Source organism: Lichenicoccus sp. (genome assembly GCF_965276875.1).
Taxonomy (GTDB): Bacteria; Pseudomonadota; Alphaproteobacteria; order Acetobacterales; family Acetobacteraceae; genus Lichenicoccus.
Genome location: NZ_OZ255701.1, coordinates 1,151,353 through 1,168,265 on the forward strand (window position 1 = coordinate 1,151,353; position 16,913 = coordinate 1,168,265).

Genomic DNA, 16,913 nt, shown 5'->3' on the forward strand with positions numbered 1-16,913 from the left:
CAGTTGACCGGGTCGATTCGTCCGCTCCGCTCTGACCTCGTCTCGCACCTGCCAGAATATGGCATCGAAGCGGCAGGTTTGGCGGCGATCGTGTTTGTCGCGGCGCTGGCGACCGCCATCGTCACCACGCGGCTCGATGCCATCAGCCCGCTGCACCAGCGCATGCTCGAGGCCGCGCTGGTTGCCGCCACCGTGCTCGCCATGACCTACTCGCCGTGGGGAAAGCGCTCCGGCGCGCACTACAATCCCGCGGTCACGCTAACCTTCCTTGCCCTCGGCCGGATGCGCCGTGCGGACGCCGCCTGCTACATCGCGGCCCAGGCCGTGGGCGCCCTGATCGGCATCGCCGCCGCGGCCCTGATTGCCGGCGCCGCGCTGCGCGACCCGCCGGTCTTCTGGATTGTCACTCGGCCGGGCGCCGACGGTACGTTGGCAGCACTGGCAGGCGAATTTGCTGTGGCCTTTCTCCTGATGAGCACCGTGCTGGTCGCCGGCGGCATCTCGGCGCTCAAGCCGTTCGTGGGTGTCTTCGCGGCCTTTCTGGTTTTCCTTTTCATCTGCGTGGAGGCGCCGCTTTCCGGGTTCAGCATGAACCCCGCGCGCAGTCTTGCCTCAGCGCTTCCGGCGGGCGCCTGGAATGGCTTCTGGATATATGTTCTGGCACCGCCGGCCGGCATGCTCGCCGCCGCTTTGGTCAATCGAAGCGTGCCGAACCTGCCCTGCACCCGTTGCGCCAAGGTGCAGGGCAGCCCACACCAACGCTGCATCCATTGCGGCTACGAGCCCGGGTGCAGCGATCTCGCCACAGGGGGTTCTTCACCTTCGTGAACGCCTGTCCGGAGTTGGCGGGAGGGATCCGGTCTGGCCGAGCTTGGCCGAGTCTGGCGACACTCCTGTATATCAAGCCATGCAATTGAACGAGATCCGCTACTTCATCGCGCTCAGCCAGACGCTGAACTTCACCAAGGCGGCCGAGACCTGCAACATCAGTCAGCCCGCCCTGACCCGTGCAATTCACAAGATGGAACAAGAGCTCGGCGGCCTGCTCTTTTCGCGCGAGCGCAACAACACGCACCTGACGGCGCTCGGCCAACTCATCGAGCCCCACCTGCGCGAGATCGTCTCGCGTAGCGGGCAGGTCGAGAAACTCGCTACACGCTTCATAAGGCTCGAGCGTGCCGCCCTCTCGGTGGGCGTGATGTGTACCATCGGGCCGGCGCTTTTCGCGAGCTTCCTTGGCAGCTTTCATGCCGATCACCCCGGCGTTGAGCTGAGCCTGCTCGAAGGCGTCCCCGACCAGCTATGCGCGATGCTCCTCGAAGGCGCGATCGACGTCGCGATCATGGCCGCCCCTCGGGGCTTCGCTCCCGAGATGCGCGCCACACCAATCTACGACGAACGCTTCGTTATCGCCTGCTCCGCCGGGCATCGCTTCGCCCGCCAGGAAAGCGTGCCGGTCGCCTCTCTCGATGGCGAGTCCTATCTCCTGCGGATCAACTGTGAGTTCCATGACGTCCTCGACACGATGTGCCGAAACCAGAACGTCCGGCTCATCCATTCCTACCGGAGCGAGCGGGAGGACTGGATCCTGACAATGGTCGCCGCCGGACTCGGCATCTGCTTTCTCCCCGAGTTCTCCAACGCGGTCCCGGGTGTGATCGGCGTTCCGGTGGTCCTCCCAAGCGTTAGTCGCGAGGTATGTCTGGTGACGGTTGCCGGCCGGCGGCATTCGCCGCCGGTTGATGCCTTCGTTCAAGCCGTCCAGCGCTACCGCTGGGTGCCGGGTCCAGACATCTGAGCGAGCGGCAGACCGGCAATGGAACCAGCGATGATGTCGACGATGTCGGCATTGACCGGAACGATCATCGGCGGGGCAACGACCTTCGCCTCCAGTTGGCTGACCCGCACGCAGCAGTTCCGTGCCGAGCGCGCGGCCGAGCAAAGGGAGAAGCGGGAGGAGCTGTACGGGAGATTTCTCGACGAGGCGATACGCCTGGTCATGTCGACAGGCGGCAATGGCGCCGCCGATTTCGTCGCCATACGCGCCGTTTACATGCGCATCCTGCTGGTCGCCAGCGACGATGTCGTGGCACTCGCCCAGCAGATCATCTCCGGGCTCGAGAACGACGCCGCTCGAGCGGGCGCGGGCATGGCCGGAGATACCGGCATGCAGCTTACCGGTTTTGCCCGGGCCTGCCGGCGGGAACTCAAGGCGTTACGCCGTTGAGCCGCTCCCTGATCCGTTCGGCGACGCGAAGCGCGTTGGCGATGATGGTCAGTGTCGGGTTTACCGCGCCGATCGATGGGAAGAAGCTTGCGTCGGTCACGTAGAGGTTGTCGAGGCCATGCGCCCGGCAGTCACGATCGAGCACGCTCGTTTGCGGGTCGTCACCGAAACGCAGTGTGCCCGACTGGTGCGCGGTGCCGCCGATCGGGGTGTCCTGGCCAAGGTAGAGGCCGCGATCGATGAGTTGGGGGTAAATTCCCGCCATGTTGCAGATCATCTCCAGCTTGTGCTTGAGCCGTCGGTGTCCCTCGACGTTGGTCTCGGTCAGATCGAGATGCACCCTGCCGTCCTTGTAGAAAACCCGGTTGAACGGCTTCGGCAGGTCCTCGGAGGTGAGCCAGAAATCGATGGAGTGCCGGGCGAGCCAATCGAACGGCTTCTCCGGGAACCATTGCAGCCATTTCGGCAGCCCCTCGCCATGCACCTGCTCTCCGTCCGACTTGCCGACCATCTGGATGTGTCCGAGCGGATACTCCCAGTCGTCCGCTCCGAAATAAAAGTCATTGATGCCGAGTGTCTTCTGGAATTGCGTCGGGTTCGGGGTCTTCGAGATCGCCATCACCACCGCGTTGTTGTGGCGCATATAGTTGCGGCCGACCTGATCCGACCGGTTGGCAAGTCCGTTCGGATGAGCGTCGTTCGCGGAGCGCAGCAGGAGCAGGGCGGAGGACAGCGCGCCGCAGGCCACAACGACGAGATCGGCGCTGAATTCGCGCACGGCGCCATCCCTGATGACCGACACGCCCGTCACCGCGGTGCCGGACGCATTGGTCAGAAGCTTGTCGACAAAAGCGCGCGTGAGCAGCACGACGTTGTCGTGCGCGCGCAAGGTGGGGTCGACCGTGATGATCTGCGCGTCGGCCTTGCCGTTCACGAGACACGGAAAGCCGTCGAACCGATTGCAGCGGATGCAGGCCGAATGGGGAAGTGCCGCACCATTCTCGTCCTGGTCGAGCAGCGCCCCCACCGGAAGGTGGAAGGGGTGCAGCCCCTCGCGCATCAGGCCGTCCGCGAGTTCCTGGATGCGCGGCTCGTGGCGGACCGGCGGGAACGGGTAGGCCTTGGACGCGGGCGGCTCGGTCGGGTCTTCGCCGCGGATACCACGGACCTGGAAGAGGTCCTCGGCCGCCTGATAATAGGGCTCGAACTCGTCGTATTTGACCGGCCATTCGGGCGCCACTCCATCCGGGTGGCGCACGCCGTGGAAATCGGCCTCGCGCAGGCGGAACAGAACGGCGCCATAGACCTTGCTGTTGCCGCCGACGAAGTAGTGCAGGCCGGGCTTGAAGGTCTTGCCGTCGGAGCTGTACCAGGTCTCGTCGGCCTGGTAGCGCGCCTTGATGAAGACCTCCTGGCTGTCCCAGTTGGCCTGTTCGCGCCGGAGATAATCGCCACGTTCGAGCAGCAGGATCCGCTTGCCGGTCGCCGCCAGCGCATGGACCATCGTTCCGCCGCCGGGGCCCGAACCGATGACGATGACGTCGTAGTGGTCGGCTGATACCGCGCCCATGGCTCGGCCTTTCGATGAAGGTTGGCGTTGAGGAACGAGCGGTCATCGTAATGCGGCGGCCCGGTCTATGAACAGCCGGCGCTCGCCGACCGGCACGACGTACACCGCGGGCAGCGCCTCGTCGCCCACCATCGCCCGCGCCAGGATGTCCCGCTTGCCCTCGCCCGACACCAGAAAGGCCACCACGCGGCTGCTGTTCAGCGCCGGGTAGGTAAGTGTCAGCCGCGGCTCCGGCTTGGCGCCAACCACCGCCGCGGTCCAGGCGCGGCACTCCCCCAGCGCGGCCACGCCGGGGAACAGGGAGGCGGTGTGGCCGTCCTCGCCCAACCCGAGGAGCTGCACGTCGAACAGCGGACGCGACGCATCGAGCGTGTCGCTGCCGTAGAAGCGCTTCAGCGTGTCGGCGTACCGCAGCGCCGCGTGCTCCGGATCACCGTCGGTCCGCCAGGGATGCACCTGGGCGGCGGGGATCGGCACGTGGGCGATCATCGCCTGCCGTGCCATGCGGTAGTTGCTGTCGGGATGATCGTGCGGCACGAAGCGTTCGTCGCCAAAGAACAGGTGGGTACGATCCCAGGGAAAGCGATCGCGGAACCCGTCGGACGCAAGCAACCCATACAACGCCTTGGGTGTCGAGCCGCCGGACAGGCCCAACACGAAGCTGCCCTGCTTGGCCAAAGCCTCCTCCAGCAGCCATTCCGCCACGTGCCGGGCGATGGCCTTGCCGTCCTGCAGGACGACGATCTCGCCGTTCATGGCAGGATGAACCTCTCGACTGCTTTGGCGAATCCTTCGTTCTCGTAACTATCCGTCACCGCATCGGCCTCCCCCTGCACGGCCTCGCTGGCATTGCCCATGGCGATGGAAAAGCCGCTCGGCTTGAACATCAGCACGTCGTTGGGCTGGTCACCGATGGTGGCGATCTGCCCGGGATCGATGCCCAGCGTGCGTGACAGGTACGCGACCACACTGCCCTTGTTGGCGTTTGGGTGCGTGACGTCGAGATAGTAAGGCTGCGAGCGCGCGGCCGAGGCGGCGTTGCCCAATGCCGCCTGCACCGTCCGCTCGCAGTCGGCCACCTTGTCCAGGTCCTCGCTGACGCCGACGATCTTCACCGCGCTCTTGAGGTGCGCGTCGGTGAACGCCCGCACGACCTTGGGCGGGAATTGCACCGTGCGCTCCTCCCGCTCGCGGTGCGGCGCATCGATGTCGCGCAAAAGCCAGTCGTCGCCGCTATAGACCCAGACGTCCAGCCCCGCCTGCTCGATCAGCGCGATTGTCCGCGTCGCTGCGTCGGGGTCGAGCGTGTGGCTCTCGATGATGTTGAGGTCAGACCGGACGAAGAGCCCGCCGTTGAAGCCGGCGATCGGCGTGGTGATCCGTAGCGGCTCGAACAGCATTTTCATGCCTTTCGGTGGCCGGCCGCTGGTGATGGCAAAGCGGATGCCCTTTGTCGCCATGGCGCGTACGGATTTCCGCGCACGCTCGGTCAGCACCTTGTCCTTGGTGACCAGCGTGCCGTCCACGTCGGCGAGGAACAGTGCGATCTTATCGGGTCGGCGACGGGACATTCCGCGTTTCCTAAGCAGCGTTGGAGGAGGTGTTGATGTCCCGGACGACGAGCCTGATCATTGCAGCGGCTTCCAGTGCCGCCCGTCGCGCGACAACAGCGCGGCGGCGGCTTCCGGCCCATCAGTGCCGGCGGCATAGGTGTGGATAATGTCGCCGCCGTTCGCCACCGCGTCCAGGATCGGCTGCACACCCTTCCATCCCGCCTCGATGTTGTCGGCGCGGTTGAACAGCGTCGGGTCGCCGATCAGCACGTCGTAGATCAGCGTCTCGTAGCCGGTGGAGGGCTTCAGCGCGAAGAAATCATCGTAGCGAAAATCCATTCGTACGTCGTTCAACTCCACGATCTGGCCAGGACGCTTAGCGTTGAAATGCACCGCGATCCCCTCATGCGGCTGCAGGTGCAGCACCATGATGTTCGCCGGCATGCGATCGACGCTGGTGTCACGGAACATCACCGTCGGCGCCTGCTTGAAGGTGATGACGATCTCCGTGGTGCGGGCCGACATGTGCTTGCCGGTGCGCAGATAGAACGGCACGCCGGCCCAGCGCCAGTTGTTGATGGCGAGCTTGAGCGCGATGAATGTCTCGACCTTGGAGTCCGCCGCCACATCCGGCTCATCGGTGTAGGCGATAGCGTCGCCGCTCGTCATCGTCCCGGCCGTGTACTGGCCGCGCACCACATCTGCTTCCACTTCGGCCGGCGTCATCGGTTGGATCGCGTCGATCACCTTGGCCTTCTCGGTACGCACCGCGTCGGCGTCGAAGGAATTCGGCGGCTCCATCGTGGTCATCGCCAGGAGCTGGAACATGTGGTTGGGCACCATGTCACGCAGCGCGCCGGTCACCTCGTAGAACTTGCCACGCTTTTCCACCCCCACCGTCTCGGCGGCGGTGATCTGCACGCTGTCGATGTGGTCGCGATTCCAGAGCGGCTCGAACATGCCGTTGGAAAAGCGCAGCGACATGATGTTCTGCACCGTTTCCTTGCCCAGGAAATGATCGATCCGGTAGAGTTGGCTCTCGTCGAGCTTGGACAGGATGTCGGCGTTCAGCGCCTTGGCCGATTGCAGGTCGTGGCCGAACGGCTTCTCGATCACCACGCGGCGGAAGCTGCCGTCCTTCTGATCGGTCAGCCTGGCCTGGTGCAGCATGTCGACGATGCCGCTGAAGAAACGGTCGGCGACGGCCAGATAGAACACCGCGTTGCGGTCCTTCAGCCGCTCGGTCAGCGCAACAAAGGTGTCTTCCTTGGTAAAGTCTCCCTGCATGTAGTGCAGCCGGCCCCACCAGTCCATGTTGAGCGACTTCTCGGCGAACTCGCCGGCCGCCGCCGGGGTGAAGCTCTCCATCATCGCCTGCTGACGATCCTGGAACGCCTCGTCCGTGCTGGCATCGCGGTCGACGCCCACGATCTCGAACCTGTCGTCCAGCAGCCTGGAACCGGACAGGTTGTAAAGTGCCGGCATCAGCAGGCGCTTGGTAAGGTCGCCATTGGCGCCGAAGATGACCATGGTGCAGGCGGGTGCCGGCTTGGCGGTCTTGGCGAGCGCCTCGGAATTGCTCGCCGTGCGGGCGGTGTCGCTCATCGCCCTAAGCCTGTGTCTCGACGTGGCCGCCGAAGCCGAGGCGCATGGCCGACAGCATCTTCTCGCCGTAGGTGTGCCGCTCGCGCGAGCGGAAGCGGGCGAACAGCGAGGCCGCCAGCACCGGCGCCGGCACCGCCTCCTCGACCGCCGCATCAATCGTCCAGCGACCTTCGCCGCTGTCGGACACGTCGCCGCTGAACTTCTCCAGCGTCTCGTCGGCCGCCAGCGCCTGCGCCGTGAGGTCCAGCAGCCAGGAGGAGATCACCGAGCCGCGCCGCCACACCTCGGCGATGTCGCCCATCTCAAGCGCGAACCGCTCATCCTCGGCGAGCTCGTGGCTGTTCTTGTTCTTGAGGATATCGAAACCTTCTGCGTAGGCCTGCATGATGCCGTATTCGATGCCGTTATGCACCATCTTGACGAAGTGGCCGGCACCGGCCGGCCCGCAATGCAGGTAGCCCTGCTCGGCCCTGGGGTCGCGCCTCTCCCGATGCGGCGTCTTGTCGATCGTGCCCTCGCCGGGCGCCAGTGCCGACAGGATCGGGTCGATGTACTTCACCGCCGCATCCTCGCCGCCGATCATCATGCAATAGCCGCGCTGCAGGCCCCAGACACCGCCCGAGGTGCCGACGTCCACATACATGATGCCCTTTTCGCGCAGCGCCCTGGCCCGGCGGATGTCGTCCCTGTACATCGTGTTGCCGCCGTCGATGATGATGTCGCCCCTCTGCAACATCCCGCCGAGCGCCTGCACCGTCTCCTCGGTGATGCGCCCCGCCGGCAGCATGACCCACACCACCTTGCGCGAGGGGAGCTGGCGGACCATGTCCTCCAGTCCGTTCGACTTTGCAGCCCCCTGGCTGACGATGCCGTCGACGGCCTTGTCGCTGTTGTCGAACACCACGCATTCATGGCCGTGCTTCATCAGCCGCAAGCTGATGTTGCCGCCCATGCGGCCAAGGCCGATCACCCCAAGCTTCATACTTCTGCTCCTGTCCATAGTTAAAACGGCGGCGGTGATGGCGGCGGCGAGAGTCTGCAGGCCAGCCTTGAGGTCGCCGGTGATGTGCACCCGCAACGCCCGGCGGCCACGCTCCGCCAGCACGTCGAAATCGCCCCGCGCCTGCGCCGCCTTCACCACGCTGAAGCTGTATGTCTCGCCCGGCACCGGCAGGTCAGCGGCGTCCTGCGACGTGATTTGGGTGAACACGCCGCTATTCGGGCCGCCCTTGTAGGCCTGGCCGGTGGACTGCAGGAAGCGCGGCCCGAACTCCGCCACCGTCGCGACGTGCTTTGCGTCGCGGATGGTCGTGCGCAGCGTCTGCAGCAACGCGACGTGCTCCGGCGTGCGCTGAACGTAGGCGATCAACGCCGCATAGTCGCCGGCTCCGAGCCTTGCCAGATGCGCCTTCATTACCGCGTCGAGCGTGCTGCCCGCCTTGCGCAGCTCGGCCGCGTTCCGCTCGTCGCTGAACAGCTGGATCGCGCCGTCGGTCAGGAACGGCGTCTCGTCCGGCAGCCGGCCGCTTTCGGTGTAGGCCGCGGTGAGCTTCTTGGTGACGATTTTGCTGGCCTCGACGTCTGGCTGGTCGAATGCGTTGATGCCAATGATCGCGCCCGCCACCGCCGTCGCGAACTCCCACAGGAAAAACGCCTGGCCCAGCTGCATCGTGTTGGCGAGCTCCACCCGCACCACCGGCTGGCCGGCCTGCTCCAGCGCCGCCACCGCCTGCTCCTGCGCCGGGTCCGGCCTGTCCTTCAGCCGCAAATAGGCGAACACCCGGTCATCGCCATAGTACGAGGCGTAGGCCAGCGGCTCATTATCCACCGGAACGATTCCCCGACCCTGCTTGCCGGTGCTTTCCGCGAGCAGCTGCTCCAGCCAGGCGCCGACGTCGGCGATGCCGGGGGAGGAGACGATCGTGACCTTGTCCCGCCCGGTGGTGGCGCCCACGCCGATCACCGTGCCGAGCAGTATCCCGGGGTTCTGCAACGGCGGCGTACCCGCGGCGCAGGCCCGAACCATCAGCGCCGCCGAGCGCAGGAATTGCGCAAGGTCGAGACCCATCGCCGCGGCTGGCACCATGCCGAAATTCGACAGCACCGAGTAGCGGCCGCCGATCGCGGGGTCACCATAGAAGATGCGTCGGAACTTGTCGTTCTCCGCCGCCCTCTGCATGTGCGATCCGGGGTCGGTGATAGCAACGAAATGCGCGCCCGCCTGGTCGGCGCCGACCACTGTCTTCATTGCGTCCCAGAAATACGCCTTGAGGATGTTGGGCTCCAGCGTGCCGCCGGACTTGCTGGATACGATCACCAGCGTCGACGCCAACGTGACCTTCTTCTCGAAGGCGGCAATCTGCTGCGGGTCGGTGCTGTCCAGCACGTGCAAGGTCGCAAATCCATCACGGCGATGGAACGTCTCCGCCAGCACCTCCGGCCCGAGGGAGGAGCCGCCCATGCCCAGCAGCAGCACGTCGGTGAACCCGGCCCGCTTTATCTCGTCCTGGAATGCCTGCAGCTGCTTCAGGTCGGCGGTGCGGTCGGCGACGATGTCGAGCCAGGCGAGCCAGTTGCCCTCGTCCTTGCCGGTCCACAACGACGCATCATGCGCCCAGAGTTGGCGGACCTTGCCGGCCTCGCGCCAGGCATCGAGGCTCTGCTCCACAGCCTTGCCCATCGCCTCCGGCAGCTTGGAGGAGACGCTGACCAGCGCGTCGCCGAGCATGGCGCGGCGTTTGGCTGCCACCGCGCCCAGAAGGTCGTCAGCCGCGCGGGCGAACTGCTTGACGCCATCCTCAACCAGGTCGTGTGTGACGCGATCAAGATCGAGGCCGATTCGTTCCGCGGCGCTCAGGATCTCCTTTGCGTCCTCGACATCAACGGTTAGCGCCTCCCTGCCGTGGCCGTGCGCGCGATAGGCGTCCATCGTCGCCGGCGGCATGGTGTTCACCGTGTCGCGGCCGATCAGCCCCTCCACGTACAGCGTATCGGGATACGCCTTGTCCTTCACCCCGGTGCTGGCCCAGAGCAGACGCTGCGGCATAGCCCCCGCCGCGGCTAAAGCCTTCCAGCGATCGCTGCCGATCAGCGAGAGGTAGTGCTGGTAGGCGAGCTTCGCGTTGGCGATCGCCACCTTGCTGCGCAGTCGCTTCAGCGTCTCGGCGTCGCTGCCGCCGATCTTCAGGCGCTCATCGATCTGCTTGTCGATCTGCGTGTCGATGCGGCTGACGAAGAACGAGGCGACGCTGGCCACGCGGCTCACGTCGCCACCGGCGGACCTGAGATTCTTCAGCCCCGTAACGAACGCCTCCGCCACGTCCTTGTACGCCCGCTGGCTGAATAGCAGCGTCACGTTGATGTTCATGCCGTCGCCGATCAGCGTCCTGATCGCAAGCGTGCCCTGTTCGGTGCCGGGCACCTTGACCATCAGATTCGGGCGGCCCACCAGCTTCCACAGCCGGCGCGCCTCGGCGATCGTCTCGTCCGTGCGCAGCGCGAGATAGGGCGAGACTTCGAGCGAGACGTAACCGTCCACCCGGTTGGTTCGGTCATACACCGGGCGCAGCAGGTCGGCGGCGTGCTGGATATCCTGGATCGCCAGGCTTTCGTAGAGAGTTTGCGCGTCGACGTCGCCCTCGGCGGCGAGCTTCTCAAAACCGGCATCGTAATGGGTGCCGTGGCCCATCGCTTTCTCGAAAATGGACGGGTTGGACGTCATGCCCTTCAATCCGTCCTGCTCGATCATCTTCTGCAGCTTGCCCTCGGCAAGGAACTGCCGCTCGATGAAGTCGAGCCATGGGGATTGGCCGAACTGCTCGAGAGCCTTCAGGGGATTCGACGTTTCAGCCTGCATGTCCATGGTCGTCTGCTCCGACTTGAGAAAGGTTGTGGCGCACTCACGTATCCGGCAAAAGGACAGTCGTCTTCTGCCTGCAGTACAGAGCCCTGCTATTCTCGCTTGGCCTGCTTGCGCGCTTCCTCGAGCACCGCTTCCGGCGTGAACCCGAACTGCTTTTGCAATGCTGCCAGTGGTGCCGACGCACCGAAGCTGTGCATGCCGATCATGCCGCCGCCCATGCCGATATAGCGGTCCCAGCCCAGCATCGCCGCCTGCTCCACCGCCAGCCGGCCCTTGACCGACGGCGGCAGCACCGTGTCGCGATACTGCTGGTCCTGCTGCTCGAACAATTCCCAGGAGGGCATGGACACCACGCGCACTTTGACACCCTCGGCGTTCAGCGTCTCGTATGCGCCCATGCACAGCGACAACTCAGAGCCGGTCGCCATCAGGATCACTGCCGGCGTGCCGTCGCAATCGGCAACGATGTAGGCACCCTTCGCCACGCCCTTGGCCGAGGCGTACTTGCTGCGGTCGATCGTCGGCAACGCCTGGCGGCTAAGAGACAGCACGGCAGGGCGGTGCGTCAGCTTCATCACCACGCGCCAGGTCTCAGCCACCTCGTTCGCATCGGCCGGGCGGAAGGTCATCATGCCGGGGATCGCGCGCAACGTCGCCAGCTGCTCGATCGGCTGGTGCGTAGGCCCGTCCTCACCGACGCCGATGCTATCATGGGTGAAGATGTAGATCACCGGCAGCTCCATGATGGCGGAGAGCCGGATTGGCGCCTTCATATAGTCGGAGAAGATCAGGAAGCCCGACCCGTAGGCCCGCATGCCCGACAGCGCGATGCCGTTGCAGGCCGACCCCATCACATGCTCGCGTATGCCGAAATGAAGGTTTCGGCCCCCATAGTCGTCCGCCTCAAACGATCCGGCGCCTTCGAAAGTGAGGTTGGACTTGGTGGAGGGTGCGAGGTCCGCAGCCCCGCCGATCAGCCAGGGCACCTGCTTGGCAATCGCATTCAGCACCTTCTGCGACGAATCGCGAGAAGCCAGGCCCTTGGCATCGGCCGGAAACTCCGGGATCTCGCTGTCCCAGCTCTCCGGCAGTTCGTGACGGTCGATCATGTCGATCTCGCGCGCCAGTTCCGGATACTGCTCACGGTAGCGCCCCAGCATCGCCATCCATGCCTTGCGCGCCGCAGCACCCCGGGCGCCCATCTGTTCGGCGAAGCGCTGATGCACCCCGTCCGGCACGAGGAAGGAGGAGTCCTCCGGCCATCCGTAAGCGCGTTTGGCCCCGCGGATTTCCTCCTCGCCCAGCGGCTCGCCATGCGCTTCCCGCGTCCCGGCCTTCTTCGGCGCGCCGTAGCCGATGATGCTATGCACCACAATGATCGTGGGGCCATCGGTGATCGCCCGCGCATCGTCCAGTGCCTTGGCCACCGCCGCGGTGTCGTTGGCATCGTTGACATGGATCACATGCCAGCCCATCGCCGCCAGCCGGGCGCCCACGTCGTCGCCAAAGGCGAGCTTGGTGGGACCCTCGATCGTGATGTGGTTGCTGTCGTAGATCCAGGTCAGGTTGCCGAGCTTCAGGTGCCCGGCGAGGGAGGCCGCCTCGTTGGACACGCCCTCCATCATGCAACCGTCGCCGGCCAGCGCATACACATGATAATCGTACAGTGGGAAGCCCGGTTTGTTGTAGCGGCTGGCCAGCCAGCGCTGCGCCATTGCCATGCCGACGCTGTTGGAAACACCCTGGCCCAGCGGGCCTGTGGTGGTCTCGACACCCGAGGTCAACCGGTATTCCGGGTGCCCCGGCGTCACGCTGGCGTGCTGGCGAAACTGCTTAATGTCGTCGAGCGTAACCGCATAGGGGCCCTTGTCCGCGTGCTCCTTGTCGGATGCAACCTGCGCAAGATGTAGCAACGCGTAGAGCAACATGGAGGCGTGGCCCACGGAGAGCACAAAACGGTCCCGGTTGGGCCAGTGCGGGTCCGCCGGATCGTAACGCAGCGCGTGCTGCCACAGGGTATAGCCCACCGGCGCCATACCCATGGGCGTTCCGGGGTGGCCGGATTTCGCCTTCTGCACGGCATCCATCGCCAGCGTGCGGATGGTGTTGATTGCGACCTGGTCGATGTCGCCGGCCGACACGTTCGTTCCGGCGCCTTCTAGTACCTGCTGATACATCCAGTAGTCCCTTACGTTTAGGCGTCAAACAGACAGAGCGGGGGAAGGCTCTTTGATGCTCTACCGCGAGCAGGAAGCACGCAATCTGACTGCCGTCCCGTTACGGCATGCGACGTCAGCGTACGGCTATTGTTGATCGCGTACACGGCCGAGGCTGATAATGAATCAAAGACACTCCTGAAGCGGCACAGCTCATATGACCTGCCCCCGATCGGTCGCTCGAAACAGTGCTGATCCATCACAACATTCAACTTCATGAAGACGGTGAACACCACACCGGCGCAGCACATTGTGCGACAAACCGGGCCGGATGAGATCACCGGCAGCGGTAATCCATACAACGTTGCGTGCCGAAACCCCTTGCGCGATTGAGTGCATGTGTGTGCGACACTTGAACTGCCGCCCTTGAGAAGGGCGCGACAATGGGTCGGGTTTGTCAGATGCCTGCAGTCACGGCGACGCTACCTTTGAGCCCTGCCCAGACAACAAAGCGAGCTTATAGTTCAGTTTGGCACGCTGATTTCGAAGCACCAGTTTTACAAGCACGGCGCTGCCGGGATCGAGCTCTCCGTCTTTTAAATACAGTCGAATATATGGGTCTCCGCCGGTCGTTGTCCCGCTCGCATTAAGCAGAGGCACGTTCTTTGGAAGGCCCGATACGATGATAAGCAGGTTCGTATCGATTGGCGCCGAACTGACGTTTGTGATCCGGTAGGCATTCTCACCCACCGGCGAGATCGCAGCTTGCTTGTTGACGTCTTCAAAGCTCAGCCCTTCGTCCCTCCGAGCCAGCGGGTCGTTGTCGTCGGTCGCGAGGCCACTGGGCACAAAGCCGTCCTTCGCTCCCAACGCCGCGAGATCCGGACGATATTTGGAGTAGGTGAGGTCGTGCACGTTCGGCTCGAACGTGTCGGTCGTTGAAGATGGGTCGTATTTTACAAAAGCTGGATCAAAGAGCCCATTTTTCAGGAAGTCGGTGAGATCATCGACTTGCCCCTCCGTCAGACCAAGGCCGCGAGGATAGTCCGGCCCACGGGGGTTGGTGAAGCGCTCGGACAGTGTTGGCGAGGCACCCGCGGTAGGATCCTGAGGCACCCCGGCATTAAAGTACTTAACGACCTCACGGATGGAAGTGAACGAGGCGTTATGGAAGAAGTTCCGCCCACCCTTGAGCTGGCGCAGGGTCAATGTGCGGAACTTGAATGAGTCACCCGGGTTCTGAGTTATGTCAGCCCTGCCATTATCCTCGGCATGGTAGGGGAAGCCATCGGCACCCAGCTTCTTCGGATCGAAGTGACCTCTCAACTCGGCGACCAATGCTTGGAGCGGGTGATCGCCAATGCCGACGTTGGAGAAGTTTTCCTCGACGAAACTTCCCATGCCCGTGACGTCCGGATCGTTTGTCTGCTTGTTCAGCATCGGACCACTATGGCAGCTATAGCAGCCGGCCCCGCCGGCTCCATTGGCGGCCGAGGTGAAGAACAGATACGCGCCTCGCCTCTGGCTGGCGGTCAGAGCCTGATTGTTGCCTGCCAGAAAGCGGTCAAATGGTGTGTTGCGGGTGACCACTGTACGCAGGAACGTCGCCGTGGCCCGGAATACGGTCTGGTCGTTAATCAAGTCGTCCATGTTGTGATTTGTCTTAGCCAAAGCCGCTTCCGCCGGGAAGGCATCTTTGAACAGCTTCACGTAGGCTGGGATTTGCTGAAGCACCGCCGACTCGAAGTTGAGCATCCTGTGTGCGTCGAGCAGTAACAGCGTCAAGTTCTCTTGTGCCGGGTCGCCGTACGGGTTGAGCGAGCCTGGAGCCGCCGTCGGCTCTCCGGCGAAGCCGCCCAGCAGAAGACGGTTGTTGAACCCGGCGCCAACCAACGACGGCGCTAGACGTCCCACGCTATCGAGTTCGTCGAGCCGGCCAGTCGCGAGCAGGGCCGTTGGATTTGGCTCATGGTAGAAGGCGGACGGGTCGACGACCACAATGTTGTCGTTCGGCTTCTGGCCGATCTGGTCGACATCGTCCAAGGTCGGGATGGCATCGACCAGCGTGTCACCCGCGAAGAGCGGCGCAGACCGCTGCCGCGTCAGGATCGACCGGGGCCGACGGCGAGGGACGAAGTTGCCATTCTGGTCAGTGTAACCGCGACCTTCTCCACCAACGTTGAAGTTAAGCACCTGACCTGCCTTGCCCGCCACCTCGCCGAGATGGCAGCTACCGCACGATCCGGTCTGTTGTTCAACTTCAACGATTCCCGCAACTGCAGGATCGGAGGCTCTGACCGTACCGCCGAAAGCAGTCCCACCAGGCAGATTGACGGGCTGATTGAAGTTCTTATTGATGCGCACTGTCCGGGCCGGGTCGTGGAACATCATCTTGCCGAGGTAGCGCTTTGCCTCAGTCGTCACATAGCGTGGGTTGACGGTGCCATCTGCCTGGCGTGGCACCGGAAGGTCCTTGTTGAGCGCGGGTACTTGCAATTTCTGCAGCCCGCCGACCTGGTTGGCGATATACGCGCGTAGCGTAGGAGCATCAGCATCCACCGACTTACTCTCAGCGGCCGATGCCGGACCTGTCTGGAATGTTATGAAAAGGGCAATGAGGCTTGCTCCCAAGAAGCGACCTGACGCAGGAGCCCAGGAGCTTAGACAGGTGGTCATGACGATCTCACCGCGAACTGTGCGATGGCGCGAACCGCATGCCTCAGATCTCATCATGAAGTTCCTTCCAGGATTTGCCGTTTGGACCGCCAACATGAACTTGGCCTTTCCGTAGGCTCGAAATCATTACACTATGTCTATACGGGGTAACTCTCCTGCCGCCCGGCAGACTTTTGTTGCAGAAGAACTTTTGCCCGTTCAGAGCCCCAATACACCGACACTCCGTGAGATAAGCGGGCTAGCTTCCCGTTTTGCAAACACATCGGCCGTAGGGAACAATCTTCAAAAAAGGAACTTTGTCGACCACTTAGCGTTCCGGGGGCCACCGCGAAGGTCCCGCCCTTTGCATCCGGCGCCAATCAGAGGGATTAACACCATGGACGCGCCAGAACGCCGCGGCAAAGTGGCTTCCGTTGCTGTAGCGGAAAATGTCGGCGACCTCCCCGACCGTGCGACCTTGATCCAGCAGAGTTGCGGCGTGGCGCATCCGGTGACGCTGCATGTGGCACGCTGGCGTATCGCCGGTGGACCGTCGGAACGCGCGAAAGAATTGTGCCCGGCTTAGCCCTGTGATCCGAACCAGCTCATCTATGCCGACATCGCTTGTCGCGTTCGCTTCCATGTGGTCGATTACTCTGCGAAGCTGCCACCCGGCCAACCCACCGCGGGTCGGACTCCTCTCGATGTCCGCATGTGTGCCACTCGGCGCCAGCGACGAGTGCCGCTTCAGCAATGTGATACCGAGAGTCGTGAGCAGGCTGTCTCGGTATAGACGCGGCGGCCCCGATACGGTCGCCTCTCGAGCAAGGGTAAGCATCAACTCCGCGATCAGCGGGTCGACCACACCGACCCGATCGAGCAACAAAAGCTCTGCAGGATCACGGTCGAACTCCTCTTGTGCCCAACGGCAGAGCAGGTCGGTGCTGAGCGTAAGATGGGCATACGCGATGACACCGTCCGTGCGCCACCGGTTGCCCCGGAAAGCCGGCATGACGGTGATAGCGTGGACCGGCACATCCCAGGTTTGCCAGCGAGAGCCTTGCCATCTGCTGACGCGCTTGGGGGCGCCTAGGTGCATGCACAGGACGTTCTCGTCCAAGGCGGGCTGCTCGACCGTGCGGCTGGTCCCTTCGAAGCAGCGCAGCGTAGCGCCGGCCAGATTCCTGGTGACGATTGGTGGTGGCATGCGCGCGTACCAGCGTGCGGGCGATTCCAGGTGCATCACGATTGCGTCTTTCCCGACCAGAGCGGCCTAGTTTTTTCA

Annotated in this window: 11 protein-coding genes and 1 pseudogene; 3 read left to right on the top strand and 9 right to left on the bottom strand. The window is 63.8% G+C overall.

All coding sequences use genetic code 11. The features are described 5' to 3' along the window. Nucleotides 1-3 precede the first annotated feature (3 nt). The 3 genes from ACQY4K_RS05755 to ACQY4K_RS05765 all read left to right on the top strand — a co-directional run bounded on the left by ACQY4K_RS05755 (nt 4) and on the right by ACQY4K_RS05765 (nt 2,227). Nucleotides 4-828 (top strand): MIP/aquaporin family protein, encoded by an 825-nt coding sequence (locus tag ACQY4K_RS05755; RefSeq protein ID WP_428394225.1) that lies wholly within the window; start codon nt 4-6, stop codon nt 826-828. A gap of 85 nt (nt 829-913) precedes the next feature. Further along, the gene (locus tag ACQY4K_RS05760; protein ID WP_428394227.1) at nt 914-1,798 is read left to right on the top strand and encodes a LysR family transcriptional regulator; all 885 of its coding nucleotides are present in this window, start codon (nt 914-916) and stop codon (nt 1,796-1,798) included. A gap of 42 nt (nt 1,799-1,840) precedes the next feature. Beyond that, nucleotides 1,841-2,227 carry a hypothetical protein gene (locus ACQY4K_RS05765; protein ID WP_428394229.1) on the top strand — a complete coding sequence of 129 codons (387 nt, stop codon included), beginning with the start codon at nt 1,841-1,843 and terminating at the stop codon, nt 2,225-2,227. On the opposite strand, the gene ACQY4K_RS05770 is transcribed toward ACQY4K_RS05765, so the two are convergent. From ACQY4K_RS05770 to ACQY4K_RS05810, 9 genes and pseudogenes are all read right to left on the bottom strand, one after another. Next, the gene (locus ACQY4K_RS05770; RefSeq protein ID WP_428394231.1) at nt 2,208-3,797 is read right to left on the bottom strand and encodes a GMC oxidoreductase; all 1,590 of its coding nucleotides are present in this window, start codon (nt 3,795-3,797) and stop codon (nt 2,208-2,210) included. The two genes, ACQY4K_RS05765 and ACQY4K_RS05770, sit on opposite strands and share 20 nt — an antisense overlap. A 42-nt stretch (nt 3,798-3,839) precedes the next feature. Further along, on the bottom strand, nt 3,840-4,553 hold the full coding sequence (pgl, locus tag ACQY4K_RS05775) for a 6-phosphogluconolactonase (protein WP_428394233.1): 714 nt from the start codon (nt 4,551-4,553) through the stop codon (nt 3,840-3,842). Then, on the bottom strand, nt 4,550-5,368 hold the full coding sequence (locus tag ACQY4K_RS05780) for a Cof-type HAD-IIB family hydrolase (RefSeq protein WP_428394234.1): 819 nt from the start codon (nt 5,366-5,368) through the stop codon (nt 4,550-4,552). Before ACQY4K_RS05780 ends, pgl begins: the two co-directional genes overlap by 4 nt. Before the next feature lie 57 nt (nt 5,369-5,425). Then, nucleotides 5,426-6,955, bottom strand: coding sequence for a glucose-6-phosphate dehydrogenase (zwf, locus tag ACQY4K_RS05785; protein WP_428394236.1), 1,530 nt, complete (start codon nt 6,953-6,955; stop codon nt 5,426-5,428). A 4-nt stretch (nt 6,956-6,959) separates the two neighbouring features. Next, entirely contained in the window at nt 6,960-7,937 is a 978-nt protein-coding gene (gnd, locus tag ACQY4K_RS05790) for a phosphogluconate dehydrogenase (NAD(+)-dependent, decarboxylating) (RefSeq protein WP_428395985.1), read from the bottom strand. Nucleotides 7,938-7,973: 36 nt separating this feature from the next. After that, nucleotides 7,974-10,817, bottom strand: a pseudogene (locus ACQY4K_RS05795) (bifunctional transaldolase/phosoglucose isomerase); the annotation flags it as partial. An 89-nt stretch (nt 10,818-10,906) separates the two neighbouring features. Beyond that, nucleotides 10,907-12,994 (bottom strand): transketolase, encoded by a 2,088-nt coding sequence (tkt, locus tag ACQY4K_RS05800; protein ID WP_428394238.1) that lies wholly within the window; start codon nt 12,992-12,994, stop codon nt 10,907-10,909. Nucleotides 12,995-13,444: 450 nt separating this feature from the next. Beyond that, complete coding sequence (locus tag ACQY4K_RS05805; RefSeq protein WP_428394240.1) at nt 13,445-15,532, bottom strand: cytochrome c peroxidase; 2,088 nt, start codon at nt 15,530-15,532, stop codon at nt 13,445-13,447. 424 nt (nt 15,533-15,956) lie between these two features. After that, on the bottom strand, nt 15,957-16,871 hold the full coding sequence (locus ACQY4K_RS05810; RefSeq protein ID WP_428395987.1) for a helix-turn-helix domain-containing protein: 915 nt from the start codon (nt 16,869-16,871) through the stop codon (nt 15,957-15,959). Nucleotides 16,872-16,913 lie beyond the last annotated feature (42 nt).